At 66.7% G+C, this 19,201-nt stretch carries 16 protein-coding genes and 1 pseudogene; 2 read left to right on the forward strand and 15 right to left on the reverse strand.

Annotated features, from left to right (window positions below; genetic code table 11):
- Positions 1-5 precede the first annotated feature (5 nt).
- The 6 genes from SMD10_RS03270 to SMD10_RS03295 form a co-directional block, all read right to left on the reverse strand.
- Positions 6-818 (reverse strand): heme ABC transporter ATP-binding protein, encoded by an 813-nt coding sequence (locus tag SMD10_RS03270; RefSeq protein WP_331684220.1) that lies wholly within the window; start codon positions 816-818, stop codon positions 6-8.
- Positions 819-822: 4 nt separating this feature from the next.
- Positions 823-1,932 (reverse strand): FecCD family ABC transporter permease, encoded by a 1,110-nt coding sequence (locus SMD10_RS03275; RefSeq protein ID WP_331684221.1) that lies wholly within the window; start codon positions 1,930-1,932, stop codon positions 823-825.
- A gap of 2 nt (positions 1,933-1,934) precedes the next feature.
- Positions 1,935-2,867: a heme/hemin ABC transporter substrate-binding protein gene (locus SMD10_RS03280; protein ID WP_331684222.1), complete on the reverse strand. Its 933-nt coding sequence runs from the start codon at positions 2,865-2,867 to the stop codon at positions 1,935-1,937.
- A 41-nt stretch (positions 2,868-2,908) separates the two neighbouring features.
- Complete coding sequence (hutX, locus tag SMD10_RS03285) at positions 2,909-3,424, reverse strand: heme utilization cystosolic carrier protein HutX (protein WP_331684223.1); 516 nt, start codon at positions 3,422-3,424, stop codon at positions 2,909-2,911.
- On the reverse strand, positions 3,421-4,857 hold the full coding sequence (gene hutW / locus SMD10_RS03290; protein ID WP_331684224.1) for a heme anaerobic degradation radical SAM methyltransferase ChuW/HutW: 1,437 nt from the start codon (positions 4,855-4,857) through the stop codon (positions 3,421-3,423). The genes hutX and hutW overlap by 4 nt, the downstream gene beginning before the upstream one ends.
- A gap of 113 nt (positions 4,858-4,970) precedes the next feature.
- Positions 4,971-7,154, reverse strand: a complete 2,184-nt coding sequence (locus tag SMD10_RS03295) for a TonB-dependent hemoglobin/transferrin/lactoferrin family receptor (RefSeq protein ID WP_331684225.1) — start codon at positions 7,152-7,154, stop codon at positions 4,971-4,973.
- Between the two features lie 293 nt (positions 7,155-7,447).
- Here SMD10_RS03295 and hemP point away from each other — a divergent pair, with 293 nt between their 5' ends.
- Positions 7,448-7,648: a hemin uptake protein HemP gene (gene hemP / locus SMD10_RS03300; RefSeq protein WP_331684226.1), complete on the forward strand. Its 201-nt coding sequence runs from the start codon at positions 7,448-7,450 to the stop codon at positions 7,646-7,648.
- Positions 7,649-7,786: 138 nt separating this feature from the next.
- Here hemP and SMD10_RS03305 read toward each other — a convergent pair whose 3' ends face one another.
- On the reverse strand, positions 7,787-9,451 hold the full coding sequence (locus tag SMD10_RS03305) for a Na/Pi cotransporter family protein (protein WP_331684227.1): 1,665 nt from the start codon (positions 9,449-9,451) through the stop codon (positions 7,787-7,789).
- 277 nt (positions 9,452-9,728) lie between these two features.
- Here SMD10_RS03305 and SMD10_RS03310 point away from each other — a divergent pair, with 277 nt between their 5' ends.
- Positions 9,729-10,796, forward strand: a complete 1,068-nt coding sequence (locus SMD10_RS03310) for a LacI family DNA-binding transcriptional regulator (protein WP_331684228.1) — start codon at positions 9,729-9,731, stop codon at positions 10,794-10,796.
- 43 nt (positions 10,797-10,839) lie between these two features.
- On the opposite strand, the gene SMD10_RS03315 is transcribed toward SMD10_RS03310, so the two are convergent.
- The 8 genes and pseudogenes from SMD10_RS03315 to SMD10_RS03345 form a co-directional block, all read right to left on the reverse strand.
- A complete protein-coding gene (locus SMD10_RS03315) occupies positions 10,840-12,222 on the reverse strand; it encodes a sulfatase family protein (RefSeq protein WP_331684229.1) in 1,383 nt (460 codons plus the stop codon).
- A gap of 15 nt (positions 12,223-12,237) precedes the next feature.
- Positions 12,238-13,137 carry an inositol monophosphatase family protein gene (locus SMD10_RS03320; RefSeq protein ID WP_331684230.1) on the reverse strand — a complete coding sequence of 300 codons (900 nt, stop codon included), beginning with the start codon at positions 13,135-13,137 and terminating at the stop codon, positions 12,238-12,240.
- Positions 13,134-13,847 (reverse strand): glycerophosphodiester phosphodiesterase, encoded by a 714-nt coding sequence (locus SMD10_RS25555; RefSeq protein ID WP_432757177.1) that lies wholly within the window; start codon positions 13,845-13,847, stop codon positions 13,134-13,136. The genes SMD10_RS03320 and SMD10_RS25555 overlap by 4 nt, the downstream gene beginning before the upstream one ends.
- Positions 13,848-13,868: 21 nt before the next feature.
- Positions 13,869-14,585 (reverse strand): annotated as a pseudogene (locus SMD10_RS25560) (glycerophosphodiester phosphodiesterase); the annotation flags it as partial.
- Positions 14,582-15,646, reverse strand: a complete 1,065-nt coding sequence (locus SMD10_RS03330) for an ABC transporter ATP-binding protein (RefSeq protein WP_331684232.1) — start codon at positions 15,644-15,646, stop codon at positions 14,582-14,584. The gene SMD10_RS03330 and the pseudogene SMD10_RS25560, both read right to left, overlap by 4 nt.
- A complete protein-coding gene (locus SMD10_RS03335; RefSeq protein WP_331684233.1) occupies positions 15,646-16,470 on the reverse strand; it encodes a carbohydrate ABC transporter permease in 825 nt (274 codons plus the stop codon). The genes SMD10_RS03330 and SMD10_RS03335 overlap by 1 nt, the downstream gene beginning before the upstream one ends.
- Before the next feature lie 12 nt (positions 16,471-16,482).
- Positions 16,483-17,793 (reverse strand): carbohydrate ABC transporter permease, encoded by a 1,311-nt coding sequence (locus SMD10_RS03340; protein ID WP_331684234.1) that lies wholly within the window; start codon positions 17,791-17,793, stop codon positions 16,483-16,485.
- 93 nt (positions 17,794-17,886) lie between these two features.
- Positions 17,887-19,197: a type 2 periplasmic-binding domain-containing protein gene (locus SMD10_RS03345; protein WP_331684235.1), complete on the reverse strand. Its 1,311-nt coding sequence runs from the start codon at positions 19,195-19,197 to the stop codon at positions 17,887-17,889.
- Positions 19,198-19,201 lie beyond the last annotated feature (4 nt).

Here is a 19,201-nt window from a genome sequence, read left to right on the forward strand (position 1 = left end):
CGGGCTCAGTCCGGCGCGATGGGCTGGACGGACTGCGGCAGGATGAACGGGCTGTCGGAAGCCGGCAGCTGCCGGACGCCGACGCGCACGCCGTAGAGCCGCCAGATCAACTCGTCGTCGATGACGGCGGAGGCTTCGCCATCGGCGATGATGGTGCCGTCGCGAAGGGCGAGAATGCGGTCGGCGGCCATCACCGCGAGATTGAGGTCGTGCAGGATCGCCAGGACCCCGACGCCGCGCCCGGCAACGGTCCGCGCGAGCTGAAGCGTCTCGATCTGATGGCGCAGATCCAGGCTCGACGTCGGCTCGTCCAGCAGAAGGTAGCACGATGCGGGCTGGTCGTCGGCGCGCGAGCGCATGGCGATGATCTGCGCCAACGTTCGCGCGAAGTGGACGCGCTGTGCCTCGCCGCCCGAAAGGCTGGGCATGGATCGGCCGGCGAAGCTCGCCATGCCGACCTCGGCCAGCGCGGATTGGGCGATCGCCGTCTGGTCGTGTGCGGGGGCGCCGCCCGCCTCGGCGCCGAACCGCACCACTTCGAGGCAGGTGAAGGAGAAGAGCAGGTCGTTGGCCTGCGCCAGCACCGCGCGCCGCCGCGCCAACTGGCCGGCGGAGAAGCCGACGAGGGGGGCGCCGTCGAGACGAACCGCGCCGGTCTGCGGCTGCAATTCGCCGCTCAGTGTCTTGAGCAGGGTCGACTTGCCGGCTCCGTTGGCGCCCAGCACCGCCACAACCTCGCCGGGACGGACCGCCATGGACACGTCCGACAGGATCCGCCGGCCTCCCCGGACGACGCTGATGGCCGATGCCTCCAGCATCGTCTCAGACGACCAGGCTGCTGCGGCGCCGCAGCAGGAGCCACAGGAAGAAGGGCGCCCCGATCAGCGCCGTCAGGATGCCGATCGGCAGCTCGGCCGGTGCGACAAGGGTGCGCGCGCCGACGTCGGCGGCGACCAGAAGCGTGGCGCCGAACAGCGCCGAGGCGGGAAGCAGGGTGCGATGGTCCGGGCCGATCGTGATCCTGAGAAGATGCGGCGCGACCAGGCCGATGAAGCCGATGATGCCGGAAACGGCGACCGCGGCGCCCACCGCGGCGGCGATGACGAAGACGGAGATCCGCGTCACCGTCTGCACGTCGACGCCGAGATGGAAGGCCTCCGCCTCGCCGAGCGTCATCGCGTTCAACCCGCGCGCCAGGAACGGCGCGGCGGCGAAGGCGGGCAGCATCAGCGGGGCGGCCGCCAGGATCTTGGGCCAGGTGGCGCCGCCCAGCCCGCCCATGGTCCAGAACGTCAGTTCGCGCAGCTGCTGGTCGTTGCTGATGAAGACCAGGATGCCGGTGAGCGCGCCGCCGATCGCCGCCAAAGCGATGCCGACCAGCAGCATGGCGGCGATCGAGGTGCGGCCATCGACGGTGGCGAGCCGATAGAGCAACGCGGTGGTGCCGAGACCGCCGACGAAGGCCGCGAGGGGCAGCAGATAGCGGCCGACGGCGGCCGGCAGGAAGGGGGCGATCTGCCCGCCCAGGACGATGGCGATGACCGCCGCGAGCGCCGCGCCCGACGAGACGCCGACCAGGCCGGGATCGGCGAGCGGATTGCGGAACAGCCCCTGCATCATCGCGCCCGACAAAGCGAGCGAGGCGCCGACGAGCAGACCCAGCAGAACGCGCGGCAGGCGGATGTCGAGAACGATGGTCGCGAGTTGCAGATCGAGATCGGCGCGGTGGCCGCTGATGCCGGCGAGCAGGGCCCGCGCGGTCTCGCCGAGGGGAAGTCCTGCCGCTCCGACCGTCAGCGACGCGACGCTGATCGTCAGCATCAGCACCAGACAGGCCAGCACCGCCAGCCGGGCCAGGACGGCCCGGTCGCCGACGATGCGGGATTGGCCGGGCCTCGCCGGCAGGGTCTCGCTGGCGCCGGTTTGGGTCATCGTCACTTCGTCCAGGGATGCGGTGGCAGGTCCGGCCAATCGGTATCCGGATAAATCGCCTTGGCGAGGTCGCGAGCCGCGTTGGCGACGCGCGGGCCGAACCCGAGCAGATAAACGCCGTCGAAATTGCTGATACGGCCGCTCGCGACCGCCGGAGTGGTGGCGAAGGCGGAGGCGGCCAGGGCGGCTTTGGTGGTCTCGTGCGGGCCGGTGGTCATGGTGACGATCGCCTCGGGAGCGGCCGTCACGACCGCCTCGGGCGTAGCCGGCTTGAAGCCCTCGATGTCCGAAAACGCATTGACGGCTCCCGCCAGCTCGAACATGCCCTCGGCCGATGTGTGGGAACCGGCGACCAGCGGCGCACCGCTCTGCATCGACATGACGAAGGCCACCTTGCGCCGGTCTTGGATTTTCGAGACTGCCGCTTCCACGGTCGCGAGATCGGCCTCGACCGACCGAGCGAGGTCCTCGCCCTTGTCGATCTCGCCCGCCGCGTCCGCCACGGCGCGGATCTTGGCGAGCACGCCCTGGCCGGTGGGCTCGTTGGGAATGATCACGAACGGCACGGCCGCCTGTTCGAGAACGTCGATGACGTCCTGCGGGCCCGATCCATCGACGGCCAGCACCAAAGTCGGCTTCAGCGACAGAACGCCTTCGGCGGTGAGCTGGCGCATATAGCCGACGTCCGGCATGTCCTCCGCCGCGGGCGGATAGATGCTTGTGGTGTCGACGCCGACGATCTTCGACTGCAATCCCAACGCCCAGAGGATTTCGGTCACAGGACTGCCGATCGAGACGATGCGCGAGCGATCGGCGATCTCGACCGTGCGTCCCGCGGCATCGGTGATCGTCTCGGCCCTAACCGGCGAGGCGATCGACAGGGCAAGCGCAAGGCTCGCGATCAGGGGCAGGATGGTCGATGTCGTGCGGTGCATGGCTTTATCCTGTTTCGCAGGGGCTGGGCGGTCATCGCCGATCAAGCGGATAGCGTCGCCAGTTCGGCGCACAATTCCTCGAACGCCCGGATCTGCTCGGGCCGCATCTGTCGGTTCTCGTCCCGTCCGAGATAGATCTTGAACATGCAGTCGCCAGCCTTGCCGTAGAACTGGACCGATTTCGTGTCGCTGGCAAAGAGCTTGCGGCTGACGAAGGCGATCCGGTCGCATTCCGAGGCCCTGATGTGCCCGCCGAGGGGCTTGCCGTGCAGGTTGAAATAGCCTCTGGCTTCCGATCCCTCCGGCAGGTCCGCCTTGACCTCGACGATGACGTCTCCGGTATTGACGATGAAGGTGATCTCGCCCCAGCCGGTGATTGCCTCCCAGACCCTGGCGAACAGCGAGCCCGGCACGAGAACCGCTTCGCCCTCGGGAAGACAGGTCAGGACGTCGGCGGTCGTGCAGCCCTGTCGACGGGCGATATCCTCCAGCGCGGCGCCGGGGTGCTCCGCGACCGCCTTGCGCACTGCTTCGCGCTCGGACGAGGTAAGGGTCATGATCGGTGGTCTCCGGGTCTCGTGATCGGGGCTGCTTCCTGCTCGATCCAGGCGATCAGGCGCGAGGTCATGGCCACCTGCCAGAAGCGTCCCGGAAGCGTCAGGAGCCAAACGTTTCGTTGCCGCGTCATCAGACCGGCCGCCGCCCATTGGCACAGCAACGGGCCGGCCAGGGGTTCGAACCTGTCGCCGGTCAGGGACGACAGGGTCTTGTCGACGGCGTCCGCGTCGAGACGGCCGTGCTCCATGCCGGAGCGGACCGTGTCGAGGACGGGCGCCAGCGAGGACTGCCGCACCATGGCCGACGTCAGGCATTCGCCTGCCCGGACCCGTCCGGCGTAGTCGTCGAGACCGGCGGCGAGGCGAAAGCTGGTCCCCGCCAGCGAGGCGCCGGCCCCGGCACCAAAGGCCAGGCAGTCGGCACCGGTCTTGACCGTCGCATTGTAGACGTTGCGCTCGCGGTAAGTGCGGCGCCAGTGGGTGGTGGAAATCGGCTCCAGCCCGAGGTCCCCTGCCAGATCCCAGCCGGCGGCGAAATATCGGCCCAGGGTCTTGCGGTCGGCCGGCTGGTGCTTGCCCTTGTCCATGGCCGTGAGCAGCGGTGTGCCCGGAACGAGCTTGAGCGAATAGAAGTCCAGACCGTCGACGCCGGCGGCCACGGCAGCGCGAACGTCGTCGAGGAAGATGTCCAACGTCTGTCCGGGCAGGCCGTAGATGAGATCGATCACCACGGCACCCTGATCCTCTCGGACCAGAGCGTCCAGAAATGCGATCACCTCGCGGCGTCCGGTCTTGCGGCCGAGGCGGCGGCGGATCGTCTCCTCGAAGGTCTGGATGCCGAGCGAGACACGATTGACGCCGGCATCGAAGGCGGCACGGGCCTTGTCCAGGCCGAAGGACATCACGCGGCCTTCCAGGGTGATCTCGCAGTCTGCCGCGAGCGGCAGATATCGGCGCAGACCCTCGATCAGCCTGACCAGATCCCCGGTGGCCAGGGCGGTCGGCGTGCCGCCGCCGAGATAGACGGCGCGCAGCGGGTGACTGTTCTGCGCCGGCGTGTCGGCGCCGGCCCGCAGCTGTGCCAGGACGGCATCGACATAGGCCGGTCCCAACTCGGGCCGCCAGGGGTTCTGGTAGAAGCCGCAGAACAGACAGTGGTTCTCGCAGAAGGGAATGTGGACGTAGGCGACGCCGGTTCCCGTCCGCGGCGTGGCGGCGACCTCTTCCCAGAGGCGGGGAACATCGCCGGGGGCGACCATGCGCATGCCCATCATCGGATGCGCAGAATGCTCGCCGGCGAAGGCCCCCGTCAGCGGATCGATGCCTTCGGCCGCAAACAGGCTCTCGATCGACCGGCGACCGGGAGGCGAGGGCCTGTCGCCATGCATCGGCCCGCGCGGCATCGAACGGGATCCATCGGCCACCTTGCTCATCGATCACTTCGCTCCGACAGGAGCACGCGTGCGGGCTGCGACAGGCGTGCTCCGAGACATGCTGCGCCGCCAACGCTCGGGCCGGATGAGGTGTTGGCGGCGCATCCGACCCCTCAGAACTTGTAGGTCGCGGTGACCTTGAAGCTCCGACCGGGCTCCGAATAGAACTCGTCGGGCTGGGACACCGAAGAGGGAATGTGCAACGCGTTGTAGTAGGTCTGATCGAACAGATTGTAGACGCCGGCCGTCAGCTCGAAACCGTCGATCTGTTCCGGCTTCCAGTTCGCTCTCAGGTCGAGCACGCCGTAGCCGGGCGCCGAGCCCCCTTCCAGGCCGTCCACGTCGTCCCGTTTGCCCGCCACGGTCCAGGTGAGGCCGGCGCCCCACTGGGTGGCGTCGTAGGCCAGGTCGAAGATGCCGCGGTACGGCGGGATGGAATCGAGCGTCTCGTCCTCGTCGGTATCCTCGCCGTCGATCAAAGCCAGAGACACGGAAGCCTTCCAGCCGGGAAGAAAGCGCCAATGGGCGTTGGCTTCCACGCCCTGGATCCGGACATGGGCGCGGTTGATGTACTGGAACACGCCATAGGGATAGCCGGTGAGACCGAGCGCTTCCGCCGTGGTCGTCTCGGTGTCGATGAAGTTCCGGTAGTAGTTCAGGAAGCCGGTGACGCCGCCGCCGAGAGCATCGTCGCCGATATCCAGCCCGGCCTGGAAGCCGTTGCTGGTTTCGGGTTCGAGCTCGGGATTGCCGATGGAAAGATAGGTCGCCGAGGAGCCGTAGGTGGTGAACAATTCGTCCGTCGTGGGCGCGCGGAAACCTTGAGCCCACTGCCCGTAGACCCGGAGGTTCTGCCCTTGGTAGGCGGCGCGCAGCTTGCCCGAAACGGCCGAGTCGCTGTTTTTCGCAAGGTCCTGGGCCGCGTCGTTGTCGTCGTAGCTCGGAGTGTCCTGCGGATCGTGCTCGTACCAGTCGAAGCGCACGCCGGGCGTTATCGTGAAGCCGCTGTCGCCGAGCCTGATGGTGTCATCGACGAAGACGCCGAACGTCGTGCTGTCGATGTCGGGCTGGTAGGACTGGTTGACGTGGAAGAAGCTACAGCCGAAATAGTAGACTTCGCCGCAACTGTCCTTGCCCGACGTGTACTGCTCGGTCTTGCCGACATAAAAGTCCGTGCCGGCGACGAACTCGTTCTGCTGGCCGAGGATCTCGATGGTCTTCCTGCCGTCGACGTGCGATCCGAACCCTTTTTTCTCGATCTCGTCGTCGCGATCGTATTCGCCGACCGGCGACGTCTCGCGATAGGTATTCTCGTCGTGATGAACCTCGAGGTCCTGCCAGTAGGCCAGAGCGTGCAATTCGTCGAACCAGGGGCCGCTGGTTTCCGGGACATAGTCGTAGGACAGGGAGAGCCGCGTGCGTTCCTTCTTCTCGATCGTGTCGAAGTCGGAATAGGTGCTGTCGATGGAGGTCAGCGTCTCGATGTCCTCCTTGCGCGTAAAGTGCTCGGCAGTGAGCCCGAAGCGGTGGCCGCCTTCGATGTCCTGATAGATCTTGCCCAAGACATTGTACTGGTCGGAGTCCAGCGGGTTCGGTTCGGTGCGGGTTTCGCCGGTCCCGCCGACATCGCCGTTGTTGTCGGTTTCATGGCCCCTGCGATAGCTGCCCTGGAACAGCGCGGAGGTTCCGCCGAAGCGCGCGGCGACGGCCTGGGACGCATCGAAGCCGTCATCCTTGGAATCGTAGCTCAGCTTCGACAGACCGCCCCAATGGCGGCCGTCTTCGATCAGATCGTCGGGGTCGAGCGTTCGCAGGCCGAGAATGCCGCCGAGCGACCCAGAGCCATACCGGCTGGAATCCGTGCCCTTGAGAATGTCGATCTGCGACAGCGTGTCGAAGTCGAAGGTGTTGCTGCCGCCCGAGGCCTCGTAGATCGGCTCGTTCAGCCACGGAATGGGGATGCCGTCGATCGTCGTCAGGACGCGCGACGAATCGAGGCCGCGGATATTGACGCTCCCGTTGTCCGGATTGAAGTCGATGCTCGGATCGACCCTGCGCGACAGCTCTTCCAGACTGTCGACCTGCTTCTCCTGCAAGGTCGCCTTGTCGACGGTCGCGACCTCGGCGCCTTCCAGCTTGGCCTCGCCCTTGGCTTCGATGAGAACCTTGGGCAGTGCGACGTCGTCGTCCGACGCGCTGTCGTCCGTGGCTTGCTGCGCGAACGCGGGCACGGCCGCGACGGTGACGAGAAGAAGCGAGATGGCGTGGCGCAAAACGCGACCGCGATCGATACGCATGGAGCCGATCCAATCATTCCAATGTTGGCGGATGGGAATGTTGGCTGGCTGCCGATGGCCGGAGGGCCAAAGGTGGCTGGCTGTCGACGACGTCGAAGCGCCGTCGCGGATCAGCGGTATGAAAGTTGAGTTTTTTTGTCAAATATCTGTCTTCGCGGCGTCGACGGCCAGTGCGCGAAAGAGACAGGCTGTGTTAAATCAGCAACAGTTGTTGTTAGGAAAAACATGATAGTCATTATCATGTTTTAAGGACGCATCCGAGCGAGCCTCGCGATCCGTAAGAGCGAAATTCGATGACGAAGACGACGACCGAACCCGGAGTGACGAGCGGCGTTGAGGAATCGAAGCGGCAACCGCGGCATCAGGACGGCGAGACCCTTTGTCTCGATGCGAGCGCGCTGTTCGCGACGCGGCGAGAGGTCCTGATCCGGCACGATACGGAACTCTATCGTCTTCGCCTGACTGCCAACAACAAGCTCATTCTGACGAAATGATCCCGCCCGCCGACGTCGGGAGCCCGGTTCGCTATCCGAGGCCGCCTCGGCCGGCATGGAGTGCGCCACCCCGTTCCGGTTCGGCCGCAACGGGATGGCGCTGGCTGCTCTTACGGTAGAGCGCCGCCGGCCTGCGTCTCAGTTCTGCGCCCGCACCGTCAGGCGGCTGTCCAGAAGCTCGCCGCTCTCGCTCAGGATCGGATAGGCCACGCTCGCAAGCAGCGAGTTGATGGTCTTCAAGGCCCGGACGGTCTCCAGATGGATATCGCTCGTCTCGATGCTGGCGACCTTGCCCGAGCGCAGCCTGTTGATATGCTCGCCGAAGCTCGCCCGTTCGGCCGCGCGCATGGCATCCTTTTCGTTCAGCAGCTGGCGCGCCGAATCCCGGTCTTTCGATACCAGCACGTTCAAGGCGAGATGCATGTTGGTCATCACACGGTGATGCAGGTCGGTCAGCTCGCCCCAGCCTTCGGCCGAGAAGGCGAGGCCCTGTTCGTGCCGGTTCTTCGCCAGCTTCAGCATCGTCTTGGTGATGGCGTCGCCGACATGCTCGAGGTTGATGGCGAAGTTGGAGAGTTGCTGTCCGCGCAGCGCCTGCTCGTCGTCGGCATACTTGATGCGGGCGAGGTAGAGCTTGATCTCGCGCTGCGCCTGGTTGACGGCGTCCTCCAGCAGCTTGGCCTGGCGGATCTTCACCGGATCGGCGGTCTCGTAGATGTCCATCATCGGGCTCAGCATGCGCTCGACGATCTCGGCCATGCGCAGCAGCTCCCGCGTCGCGCTGGCGAGCGCGAGGTTGGGCGAGGGCAGCACCGACTGGTCCAGGCAGCTCGGCGACAGATCGAGGGCGTTCTCCTCCTCGGGACCGCTCGTCTCGCGGATCGTTCGCTCGAGCAGGCGCGCCACCGGACCGATCAACGGCAGGCAGACGATCAGGAGCGCCGCGTTGAAGGCGAGGTGGGCCGTGGCGATGTGGCGCGAGAAGTCCGGATCGAGCAGGCTCAGCTCGGGGCCGAAGAGCTGCAGCGCGGGCAGCGTCACGACGGCGCCGGCACCGCGGAAGAGGACGTTGCCGGCGGCGATGCGGCGCGCGGCGGCCGAACCCTGCCGTGTCAGGCCGATCGCAATCAGCGCACCGCCCAGATTGGCGCCCAGCATGAGCGAGACGCCCAACTCCAACGGTACCAGACCCTGCGCTGCGAACGACACGATGAGCAGGATCGAGGCGATGCTGGAATGGACGAGCCAGGTGAACGCCGTGCCCAGCAGGAAGGCGGTGAGGAAGTCGTGGCGGAGATAGGCGACGACCAGGGGCAGAACCTCGGCCTCGCGCAACGGCGCCGTCGCGTCGCCGATCAATCCGAGCGACACCAGGATGAGCGCGATGCCCACGAGGATGCGGCCAAGCTGGCGCGTCTCGCGCCGGGTCCCGCGGAAGAAGCAGAAGACGCCGACGATCAGCAGGATCGGCACCAGCCAGTCGAGCTTGATCGCCAGGATCTGGACGACCACGGCCGAGCCGAAGTCGGCGCCGAGCATGATGGCGAGGCCGGTGGCGAGCGTCAGCACACCGCGTCCGGCGAACCCCGCCGCCAACAGGGCAACCGCCGTCGAGCTCTGCAGCACGATCGCCACCACCGCGCCGATCCCGGCCGCCTTGACGCTGCTGCGCTGGCTGCCTGCGAGGATGCGGCGCAGACGCGGCTCGTGGGCGCGCTCGACGCCGGTGCGGACCATGCGCACGGCCCACAGCAGCAGCGCGATCGCGCCGGTGAGATGAAGGATGACGGCGTAGATGCTCATGGCCGTCCCCCGAGTTCAATGGTCATGGCGTCCGTCGCGATGTTGCGTGCCAGGGATCCTTCCGGAGATCGACCCGGACATGGTAAAAGGCCCGGCGGCCAACGGGTCGGGCGTGATCCACCAAGCACGCCATCGCCTTCGATTTCCTGTCATAAATCCGTTGCACACGTGTGCAAGACTGGCTTAAGTGCTGGCGGCTGTCAACATCGCATCGCGCGATCACGGGCGTCGCCCGTCCCGCCATGCGGATGGCTGAGTGTGAGAGCTGGGAGCGCCAATGCCGAAGAATCGCTCTGGACCGGGATTCGTCAGCGCCCAGGAGGTCGCCCGACTGGCCGGCGTATCGCGCTCGGCGGTGTCGCGCACCTTCACGCCGGGCGCCAGCGTCTCGAAGGAGACGCGGTCGCGCGTCATGGAAGCCGCCGACCGGCTCGGCTACACTGTCAATCATCTGGCCCGCGGCCTGATCCGCCAGAAGACCGGCATCGTCTGTCTCGTGGTCTCCGACATCTCGACACCGCATCTGTCGCAGATCGTGGACGAGCTCACCTGGCGGCTCCAGGAAGCCGACAAGGTGGCGATGGTGATCAACGCCTCGGGCCGACTGGAGAAGATCGAGGATGCCGTCCGCCAGACGCTCAACTACCGGGCTGAGGCGACGGTCGTTCTGTCGGGCACGCCGGACGAGTCGATCATCGGGACCTGTGTGGAGAGCGGTCAACGGCTGATCCTCCTCAATCGCCAGGAGGCCGCCGGCGGCCCCATCAATATCGCCATCGACAACGAGGCTGCGGCCCGCGAGGCCCTCCAGACGTTTCTCAAGGCCGGGCGGCGGCGGCCCGCCGTCCTGTCCTCCGGGGCGGGAACGCCGAGCCTGGTCGGCCGCGAGCGCAGCTTCATCGAGGCGGCCCATGCAGCCGGGCTCGAGGTCGCCGTCTGGCACGACGGGCCGACCGCCCATGCCAGCGGCCGGGCCGGAGGGCGGTTCCTGCTCGGGCTGGACAATCCGCCGGATGCCGTCTTCTGCGTCACGGACCTGCTCGCCTGTGGTTTCATGGATGCGGCGCGCTACGAGTTCGGCCTGGCTATTCCGGAGGATGTCTGCGTCATCGGCTTCGACGACATCGAACAGGCCAGATGGCCCTCCTACGCGCTCACCACCTTTGCCCAGCCGATCGCCCAGATCGCCGGTCACATCGTTTCGCTGGTTGGCGGACCAGCCACCGGCGAGCGGTCGGGACCGACCCTCTTCAAGGCACCGATGATCTGGCGCGAGACGATGCCGAAGTTCGTTAGCCGACCCCGGAATCACACCGCGCCGTCGAACGAGGAACAGCCGACCTGAACGAGGCGAGCCTGCACCTGAGGGCTGCGGACAGGGCACCTGTTCAGTCGCCCGGACCCATGCCGAAGCTCGGATCGCGCTCGAAGTCGGCGAGCAGGTCGCGCGGCTTCAGCCGGTACTGGCGCGAAAAGCGCTCGGGCGCCGGCAGGATCTTCGGCGCATGGCCTTCTTCGATCTCGGCGATCCAGGCGAGCAGCCGCGCCTTCAAATCGTCCGCGACACCGCGGAAGACCGGCATGCCGGCGAGGTTGACCATCTCGTAGGGATCGGCGTCGAGATCGTAGAGATAGACTTCGCGATAGACGTCGGCGCGCGGCTGGTCCGCGTCGTACTCGGCAGTGACGCCATACTTCCAACGGTGGGTGCGCAGCGCCCGACCGGTCTCCGTCTCGCTGATCTGGAAGAACGCTTCCTGCCGCCACGGCGCGCGGGCGTCGCGGACGACGGGCATGATCGACTGGCCGGTCATCGAGGCTGGTACCTTTAGGCCGGCCGCGTCGATCAGGGTCGGGGCGATGTCCGGTGTCTGGAACAGCGCGCGGACCTGGCCGCCGCCCATGAAGCCGGGGCCGGTGATCATCGTGGGCACGCGCACCGCGCTCTCGTGGCAGGAGCGCTTGTACTCCGAATTGCGGGTCTTGAAGTGGCAGGCGTGGTCGGAGGTGAACATGACGATGGTGTCGTCGGCCATGCCGAGGCTCTTCAGAGCGTCCATCAGCCGTCCGAACGCCTCGTCCAGGCGCTTGACCATGCCGTAGTAGCCGCCGAGGTGCCAGGCGCTGGTGCCCTGCAGCGCGGCGAGATCGGGCGGCGTCCATTGCTGTGCCGTCATCGCCTCGCGATAGCCGTCCGGCGGCGGATAATCGTCGGTGTGGTTCTGGTGGTGCGGTTCGAGGAAGGAGACGAACAGCAGGAACGGCTCCTCGCGATGGGCGTCGCAATAGCGGATGGCGGCGTCGGTGATGGCGTCGACCCGGTAGCCGGGAAGCGTCTTCTCGGCGCCGTTCTCGTCGAAGAGCACGCAGTCGTAGGCATCGGAGACGAATTCGAGATGGTTCGCGGCGAGCCAGCTCCGATAGCCGCCGCGCTGATGCGGCGGCACCGGGTCGGTCTCGGCCAGATGCCACTTGCCGATATAGCCGGTGGTGTAGCTGGCGCGCGCGAAGGTGCCCGCCAGTGTGGCGTGCTCGTCCGGCAGCGGGATCTCGTTGCGGAAGACGCCGGTCTGGGTGGCGTAGCGGCCGGTCTGCACGCAGGCGCGCGACGGCCCGCACAGCGGCTGGGCGGCGAAGGAGTGGTAGATATGCGTTCCGGCGCGCGCCAGCCGGTCGAAGTTCGGCGTCAGCCCCATCGGGTTGCCGTGCAGTCCGGTGGTGTCGTGGCGCTGCTGGTCGGTGAAGAAGACGATGACGTTGGGCTGGCGCATGGGATGTCTCGAAGGTCAGACGGCGATGATGTCGCGCAGGTCGCGCTCGGCGCCGGGCGCGGCGGCGAAGACGGGACGGCGCTCGGTCCAGTCGGCGCCGAGGCGGAAGTCGTCGGCGACGCCGCCCGCCTCCTTGACGATCAGCAGGCCAGCGACGCAGTCCCAGGGGCTGAGGTGCGGTTCGAAGAAGCCGACATAGTGGCCGGCGGCGACGTGGGCGAGGCTGAGCGCCGCCGAGCCGCTGCGCATGTAGACGCCGCCAGCGGCTAGCAGCCGCTCGATGATGCCGCCCACCTGCCGCGCCTGGGCCGCCCGTCCGGCGCTGATCACGGTCAGTCCGTTGCCGACGCAGCCGGCGGCGTCGACGGCGATCGGATGGTCGTCGCAGAAGGCCCCGCCGCCTTCGACCGCCCAATAGAGCCGGTCTGTGCACGGCTCGAGAACGAGGCCGATGACCGGGCGACCGGCCTCCAGCACGGCGATCACCACCGACCAGGAGCGCAGTCCGTGCAGGAAGCTGCCGGTGCCGTCGATCGGATCGACGATCCAGGTCCAACGGGAGGCTCCGGATTGATGACCGTATTCCTCGCCGACGAGGCCGTCGTCGGGGAACCGGGAGCAGATGGCGTCGCGGATGGTCTCTTCCACCTCTCTGTCGGCGGCGCTCACCGTGTCCTGCGGGCCGGTCTTGGTGGCGACGTCGAGAGTGCGGTAGCGGCGGAAGTGATCGAGGGCGATGGCGCCGGCGTCGCGGATCAGCTGGCGCGCCAGGGCGAATCGGGCCTCGCGGTCGGAGGACATGGAAGGCAGGGGCATGACGTTCGGAATCTCGGTTCGGGACGAGGCAAGAGGATGCGGCCGCGCGGTGTCCGCCGGCGTCTGCCGCGACGCCGGCGGCGGGCCGGGGTCGCTCACGACCGCCTCTTCAGGGCGGCGAGCAGCAGGTCGGCGCGGTTGAGATTGATCATCTCCGGGCGGAGCGCGGCGATCCGGTCGAAGATGGCGGGATCATCGCCGAAATAATGCAGCATCGGACGGATGCCGGCTTTGCGGCAGAGGTCGGATTCGACCTCCCAGCGGTCGAGCTGAATCTCGCAGATCGCCGGGGCCAATGCGTCCTGCATCGCCTCGAACGAGGCGTGATGGCCGATGTTCGACTTGATGGTCGCGGCCGGGCAGAGCGCGTTGATCTCGGCGAGCAGTCCGCGGTTCTCCGACCAGAAGAAGCAGTCGCCGAGGAAGCCCATCTCCTCGACCAGGGCGACGAGCTTGGCGGCGGGCACCGACTTGTTCTCGATGTACATGCGCCGGCCGTAGGCCTGGCAGAGGGCGATCGCCTCGCGCAGCGTCTGCAGCCGCTCGTCCCGATAGAACGGCGAAAACCAGCTGCCGGCATCGAGCGCCTTCAGGTCCGCGAGCGTCCGTTCGCCGACCGGCCCTTGGCCATCGGTCGTCCGGTCGAGCGTCGCGTCGTGGATGACGATGATCTCGCCGTCGGCGCTTTCGCGCACGTCGAGTTCCAGCCAGTCGCAGCCCATGTCGTAGGCGAGCTTGGCGGCGGCGGCCGTGTTTTCGGGCGCCAGATGGTTGACACCGCGATGGCAGACCACCTCGATGCCGGTCACGCCGAGGCTGCGGAAGCCGCCGATGAGCTCCGGCTGGTCGGAGCAGATGCCGAGGACGGGCAGCGCGAGGAGTGCGTCGAGCACGGTGGGGCGTTCCTCGTGCCAGAGCACGATGCCAAGCCCGCGTCGCTCAGCCTCGGCGATCAGCTCCGGCGTCACCAGGGTCTGCGGCGTCGGCCCGCCGCGCTCCCAGCACAGATGGATGATGTCGGCGCCGCTGTCCTCGGCGCGGGCGAACGGATCCTCGCCGAGGCGGACCAGTACAGCCACGGGCCAGGGGCAGTCGGCGGCGACGAGGTCGCGAACGTGGCCGGTGTCGAAGCTGCCGAGCGCGGCACGGCGAAATCCCTTGGCGGCGAGAACTTCCATCGCCGCCGCGCCGGCACCCTCCGCCTTCATCTCGACATAGAGGCTCTGATCGAGCGTTGCGGCGAGATCCACGACTTCGGCCAGCGTCGGCAGGGCCGGCGCCCGTTCGCGCAGCGTCGCCAGCGGCAGCGCCGCGATCTCGCCCTCGACGCCGTGGACGCGGGCCAGCGCGGCGTCGTGAGAGACGACGGCGACGCCGTCGGCGGTGAGGCGAACGTCGAGTTCCCACATCTCGGCGCCGAGTTCGGCGGCGGCACGGAAGGAGGCAAGGGTGTTCTCCCGCGCGTGCGCCGAGGCGCCGCGATGGCCGATGCCGAGGGGACGTCCGTCTCTCCGCGCCGGCCACGGATACCGAACGTCTCGGCTCACAGCGTCGCCCCGTTCGCGTCGAACACCAGCAGACGCTCGACGTCGAGCGGCCAGGTCACGGCGTCGCCGATGGCGACGTCGTCGCGCGCCGGCTGGACCGAGCGCAGCACCGCGCCCGGCGCCACCTCCACGTCGAACAGCGACTCGCGCCCCTGCGGCTCGACGAAGGTGACACGACCGGCGATGGTCGTGCTGCCCACCGTGCCGAAATGTTCCGGCCGCACCCCGACCGTCACCGGCTGGCCGAGGCCGAGCCCGCCGAGCCGCGAAGGCAGCGGCAGGGTCAGGCCCTGCGCCGTCTCGAAGCGACCTTCTGCCACCACCTTGCCCTCCAGGAAGACGATCGGCGGATTGCCGAGGAAGCCGGCGACGAACTGGTTGACCGGGTTGCGGTACATGTCCGCGGGCTTCGCCATCTGCTGAATCTCGCCCTTGCGCATGATGGCGATGCGGTCGCACATCGACATCGCTTCTACCTGGTCATGGGTCACCAGAATAGCGGTGATGCCCGTTTCCAGCTGGATGCGGCGGATCTCGGAGCGCATCTCCAGCCGGAGCTTGGCGTCGAGATTGGCGAGCGGCTCGTCGAGCAGCAGAACGTCGGGCTTGCGCACCAGGGCGCGGGCGAGGGCGACGCGCTGCTGCTGGCCGCCCGACAGCTCGGCCGGACGACGGTCGAGCAGTTCCTCGATGTGGATCAGCCGGGCGATGTCGTGGACCTCGCGCTCGATGTCGGCCGGTTTCATCCTCTGCTTCTGGATCGACAGCGGAAAGGCGATGTTATCGCGCACCCGCATGTGTGGGTAGAGCGCGTAGTTCTGGAACACGACGCCGACATTGCGCTTCTGGCTCGGCAGGTTGCTGACGTCGCGATCGCCGAACAGGATGCGCCCGCCATTGACCCGGTGGATGCCGCAGATGGCGAACAGCGTCGTCGACTTGCCGCAGCCCGAGGGACCGAGCAGCGCGATCATCTCGCCGTCGTTGACGGTGAGATTCATGTCCTTGATGACGACGTAGTCGCCAAAGGTCTTGGTGAAATTGTCGAGGACGACCTGCATCAGCCTTTCGTGCCTCCGCCGAAGATGTTCATGAGCTTGTTCTGGAAGATGATGAAGAGAAGGATGATCGGCAGGGTGTAGAACAGGCCGACCGACTTGAAGAGATTGAAGTCGAAGGTGAGCGCGTCGGCGTTCGAGAGCTCGTTCAGGAACACCGAAAGCACGCGGAAGTCGGAGGAGGGCGACAGGATCCGGGGCAGCAGGTATTCGCTCCAGCCGTCGATGAAGGCGAAGACGCCGAGCGCCACCAGGCCAGGCTTGATCTGCGGCAGGATGAGCCGGCGCCAGACCGTGAAGCGGCTGGCCCCGTCCTGGACGCCGGCCATCTCGATCTCCCACGGTACGGCGTCGTAAAACCCCTTCATCACCCAGATGCCGAACGGCAGGAACAGCGTGCCCTTGACCAGGATCACGCCGATCATGCTGTCGTAGAGGCCGGTGAAGTTCAGCACCAGGAAGGTGCCGATGATGAGCGTCACTGCCGGAAAGGCATGCATGACCAGGATGCCGGCGAGAAAGAAGCGCCGGAACGGCAGGTTCAGCCGCGAGATGGCGTAGCCGGCGGTGGACGAGATCGACAGGACGATCGCCACCATCGAGAACGCCAGGATGAGGCTGTTTCGCGTGGCAGGCCAGACGCTGCCGATGGCCGTGCCGTGGAACAGGAAGTCCCAGTGGCGCAGGGTGAACGACGTCGGGATGAGCGATCCCGGCGGCGCGTCGGTGACGGTGTCGAGGATCAGGAAGCCATACATGATGAACAGCGGCAGGCTGATCAGCACGAGGATCGCGATGATCGGCAGGACGGCGAAGTTGCGTGTCATCTGGGGGCCTCCTCAGAACTCGATCCGCGGGGTGGAGACCAGATCATCGAACTTGAACAGGATCAGGTAGAGGATCGACAGGCTCAGCCCGATGACCACGAGGATCAGCGCCATGGCCGCGCCGAGCCCGTATTGCAGGTTGCCCGAGTAGTTGAAGAGCGCGGTGTGGAAGGCCTCCAGCGCCCAGACCGTGGTGGTGCTGCCCGGCCCGCCATTGGTGGTCAGCCAGATCTGCTCGTAGGAGGAAAGCAGCGACAGGGTCTGGTAGCTGGTGACGAACAGGATCGGCCAGCGCATCTGCGGCAGGATGATGCGCGTCACCTGCTGCCAGCGGTTGGCGCCGTCCACCTCGCTCGCCCAGAGCTGCTGCATCGGGATTGTCCTGAGCGCGCCCGAGAACAGGATCAGCCCGAACGAGGCGCCGATGAAGCCGTTGATCAGGATGATGACGGTCCAGGCGGTGGGCACCGACCCTTTCATGTAGTTGAAGGAAGGCAGGCCCAGATGCTCCGCCACGATCGGCAGGAAGCCATTGTCCCAGGTGAACCACTTCCACATGATCGCGTAGAGCACGACCGGCGTGATGCGCGGCAGCAGCCAGAGCGCGCTGAAGATGCTGGCGGTGCGCCGCGGCAGATAGAAGGTGGTGATCGCCAGGAACAGGCCGACGAGCACGTTGAAGGCGAGCGTGACGGCGACATAGAAGACGGTGTTGAGAATGATGCGCCAGGTGTCGGGGCGCTCCAGCAGCGTCTGGAAGTTGTCGGCGGTGAAGACCGGGCCGGTATAGGCGGCATCGACGATCTGCTCGCGCGTCTCTTCGGACACTCCGGGCGCCGAAGCCGCGAGCGCTTCGGCCACGTCCTGGCGGGTGTCGAAGCGCGTGTTCATCGCCGACTGGGTGAAGGCTTCCGCGGCGAGCTCCAGCTTGCGGATGCTGCGGGGTTTGGAGCGAAGCTGCTTCAGCGCGCGAACGAACTCGGTGTCGGTCTCGAAGGTCTTGCCGGAGAGCCTGTCCTCGATCTCGTCAACGAAATCCTCGTCGACGCCGGCAGCGCGGGCCTGGGCGATGCCTGTCTCGTCGACGACGTATTCGCCTTGCCCGATCGCCTCGATCGCGTCGGCCGGCACGCCCTGGTTGGAGAGCGAGCGCAGGAGATTGTCGGTGATCACGTATTCGCCGCGGCCGATGCCGGTCGAGGTGCTCATGTTGGTGAAGGCGAAGATCGCGGTCAGCGCCACGGGGGCGAAGAACAGGGCGATCAGCAGCACCAATGCCGGGCTCAGGAACGCCAGTCCCAGCGCGCTTGTCTTGGGTTTCATCGTTTCAATGTCCGCCACGGGAGGAGAGGGCAGGGCATGGGGCCCTGCCCGGACAGAAGGGTCGGCGGGAGGAGGGCTCCCGGTCCCGGCCTGTCAGCGGATGATGATCTTGTCTCCCAGGCTCGATTCCACTTCCGCCTTGGCGTTGGCGACCGCCTGATCGACGCTGCTGGTGCCGGTCCATGCCGACTCCAGGCCCTTGTACATCGCGGTCCAGTAGGCGCCGAAGTCGGCGGTGTTGGGAATCGCGTTGGTATGGGGCAGCAGATATTCGCTCGCCGCCGAGAGCCAGCGATCGTTCTGGTACATCGGGATCTCGGTCTCGTTCTCGCCGATGGCGAGATGGGCCGACTGCACCGCATGCAGCGCGTTGATGCGCGGATCGGAGGCGATGGTGACGAGCTGGGCGGCGATCGCCGCATCGTCATCGGTGCCTGCGCTCGACAGCAGATAGACGAGCGGATGGGTGATCGAGTTGGGCCGACCCTTGTCCTTCGTGCCCTGCGGGATCAGCGAGAACTGCACGGTATCGAAGAAGTCGGTCAGGCCGAACTGTTTGGTCCACTGGGCGTAATGCCAGGTGCCGCCGTCCCAGGCGCCGTACTTGCCGGCCGAAACCGCGCGGTGCCACTCGTCCCAGTCGCCGCCGAGCCAGGTCTTGGAGACCACGCCCTTTTCGGTGGCGTCGACGAAGAACTGGTACATGTCGTGCATCGCCTGCTCGTCGAAGATGAGCTTGCCGCTCTCTTCATCGAGCATCTCGCCGCCGAAGCTCTGGTAGAACTGCCAGTAGTCGGGGCCGTTGTTGACGCGCGGCGCAAAGCCGTTGCCGGGCTCGATCGCGCCTTCGTCCTGCATCTTCTTCACGTCGTCGAGCATGTCGTAGAGCGTGTACTCGCCCTTCTGCACGCGGTCCGGCAGAGAATCGATCTGGTCGTCGGTCCAGCCAATCGCCTTCAAGGCCGGCTTGGAATAGAAAAAGACGCGCGCCTCGGCATCCTGCGGAATGCCCCAGATCTGGCCGTTGTACTGGGCGATCTCGATGAGGTTCGGATAGATCTGGTTCAGCGGCCAGGAATCGAAGTCGACGTAGTCCTCGATCGGCCGCAACAGGCTGGAAGCCGACCACGGGCCGATGTCCTCGTGACCCGAGACGATGATGTTGGGGGCGTTACCGGACTCGGCGGCCAGGGTCAGCGCCTGCTTGAAATCGTCCCAGCCGGTCCAGTTCTGCTTCTCGGCCGTGATCTGCAGGTCCTCGCCTTGCGCAGCGGCCTGGCGCTGCAGCATATCGGCGGCCATTTCGATCGCGTCGACGCGGTACATGGAATTTTCGTTCGTTCCACCAGCCCAGACCTTGATGGTGTAGGTCTCGGCCGCAGCGCCGGATGCGAGCCCGAACATCAGG

The sequence above is a fragment of the Consotaella aegiceratis genome (assembly GCF_036541425.1).
In the GTDB taxonomy this organism is placed as follows: domain Bacteria; phylum Pseudomonadota; class Alphaproteobacteria; order Rhizobiales; family Rhizobiaceae; genus Consotaella; species Consotaella aegiceratis.

What these genes read in the sequence shown, in the direction of transcription:
- SMD10_RS03270 (WP_331684220.1), bottom strand. Translation starts at nt 818, where the DNA reads ATGCTGGAGGCATCGGCCATCAGCGTCGTCCGGGGAGGCCGGCGGATC.
- SMD10_RS03275 (WP_331684221.1), bottom strand. Translation starts at nt 1,932, where the DNA reads ATGACCCAAACCGGCGCCAGCGAGACCCTGCCGGCGAGGCCCGGCCAA.
- SMD10_RS03280 (WP_331684222.1), bottom strand. Translation starts at nt 2,867, where the DNA reads ATGCACCGCACGACATCGACCATCCTGCCCCTGATCGCGAGCCTTGCG.
- hutX (WP_331684223.1), bottom strand. Translation starts at nt 3,424, where the DNA reads ATGACCCTTACCTCGTCCGAGCGCGAAGCAGTGCGCAAGGCGGTCGCG.
- hutW (WP_331684224.1), bottom strand. Translation starts at nt 4,857, where the DNA reads ATGAGCAAGGTGGCCGATGGATCCCGTTCGATGCCGCGCGGGCCGATG.
- SMD10_RS03295 (WP_331684225.1), bottom strand. Translation starts at nt 7,154, where the DNA reads ATGCGTATCGATCGCGGTCGCGTTTTGCGCCACGCCATCTCGCTTCTT.
- hemP (WP_331684226.1), top strand. Translation starts at nt 7,448, where the DNA reads ATGACGAAGACGACGACCGAACCCGGAGTGACGAGCGGCGTTGAGGAA.
- SMD10_RS03305 (WP_331684227.1), bottom strand. Translation starts at nt 9,451, where the DNA reads ATGAGCATCTACGCCGTCATCCTTCATCTCACCGGCGCGATCGCGCTG.
- SMD10_RS03310 (WP_331684228.1), top strand. Translation starts at nt 9,729, where the DNA reads ATGCCGAAGAATCGCTCTGGACCGGGATTCGTCAGCGCCCAGGAGGTC.
- SMD10_RS03315 (WP_331684229.1), bottom strand. Translation starts at nt 12,222, where the DNA reads ATGCGCCAGCCCAACGTCATCGTCTTCTTCACCGACCAGCAGCGCCAC.
- SMD10_RS03330 (WP_331684232.1), bottom strand. Translation starts at nt 15,646, where the DNA reads ATGCAGGTCGTCCTCGACAATTTCACCAAGACCTTTGGCGACTACGTC.
- SMD10_RS03335 (WP_331684233.1), bottom strand. Translation starts at nt 16,470, where the DNA reads ATGACACGCAACTTCGCCGTCCTGCCGATCATCGCGATCCTCGTGCTG.
- SMD10_RS03340 (WP_331684234.1), bottom strand. Translation starts at nt 17,793, where the DNA reads ATGAAACCCAAGACAAGCGCGCTGGGACTGGCGTTCCTGAGCCCGGCA.
- SMD10_RS03345 (WP_331684235.1), bottom strand. Translation starts at nt 19,197, where the DNA reads ATGTTCGGGCTCGCATCCGGCGCTGCGGCCGAGACCTACACCATCAAG.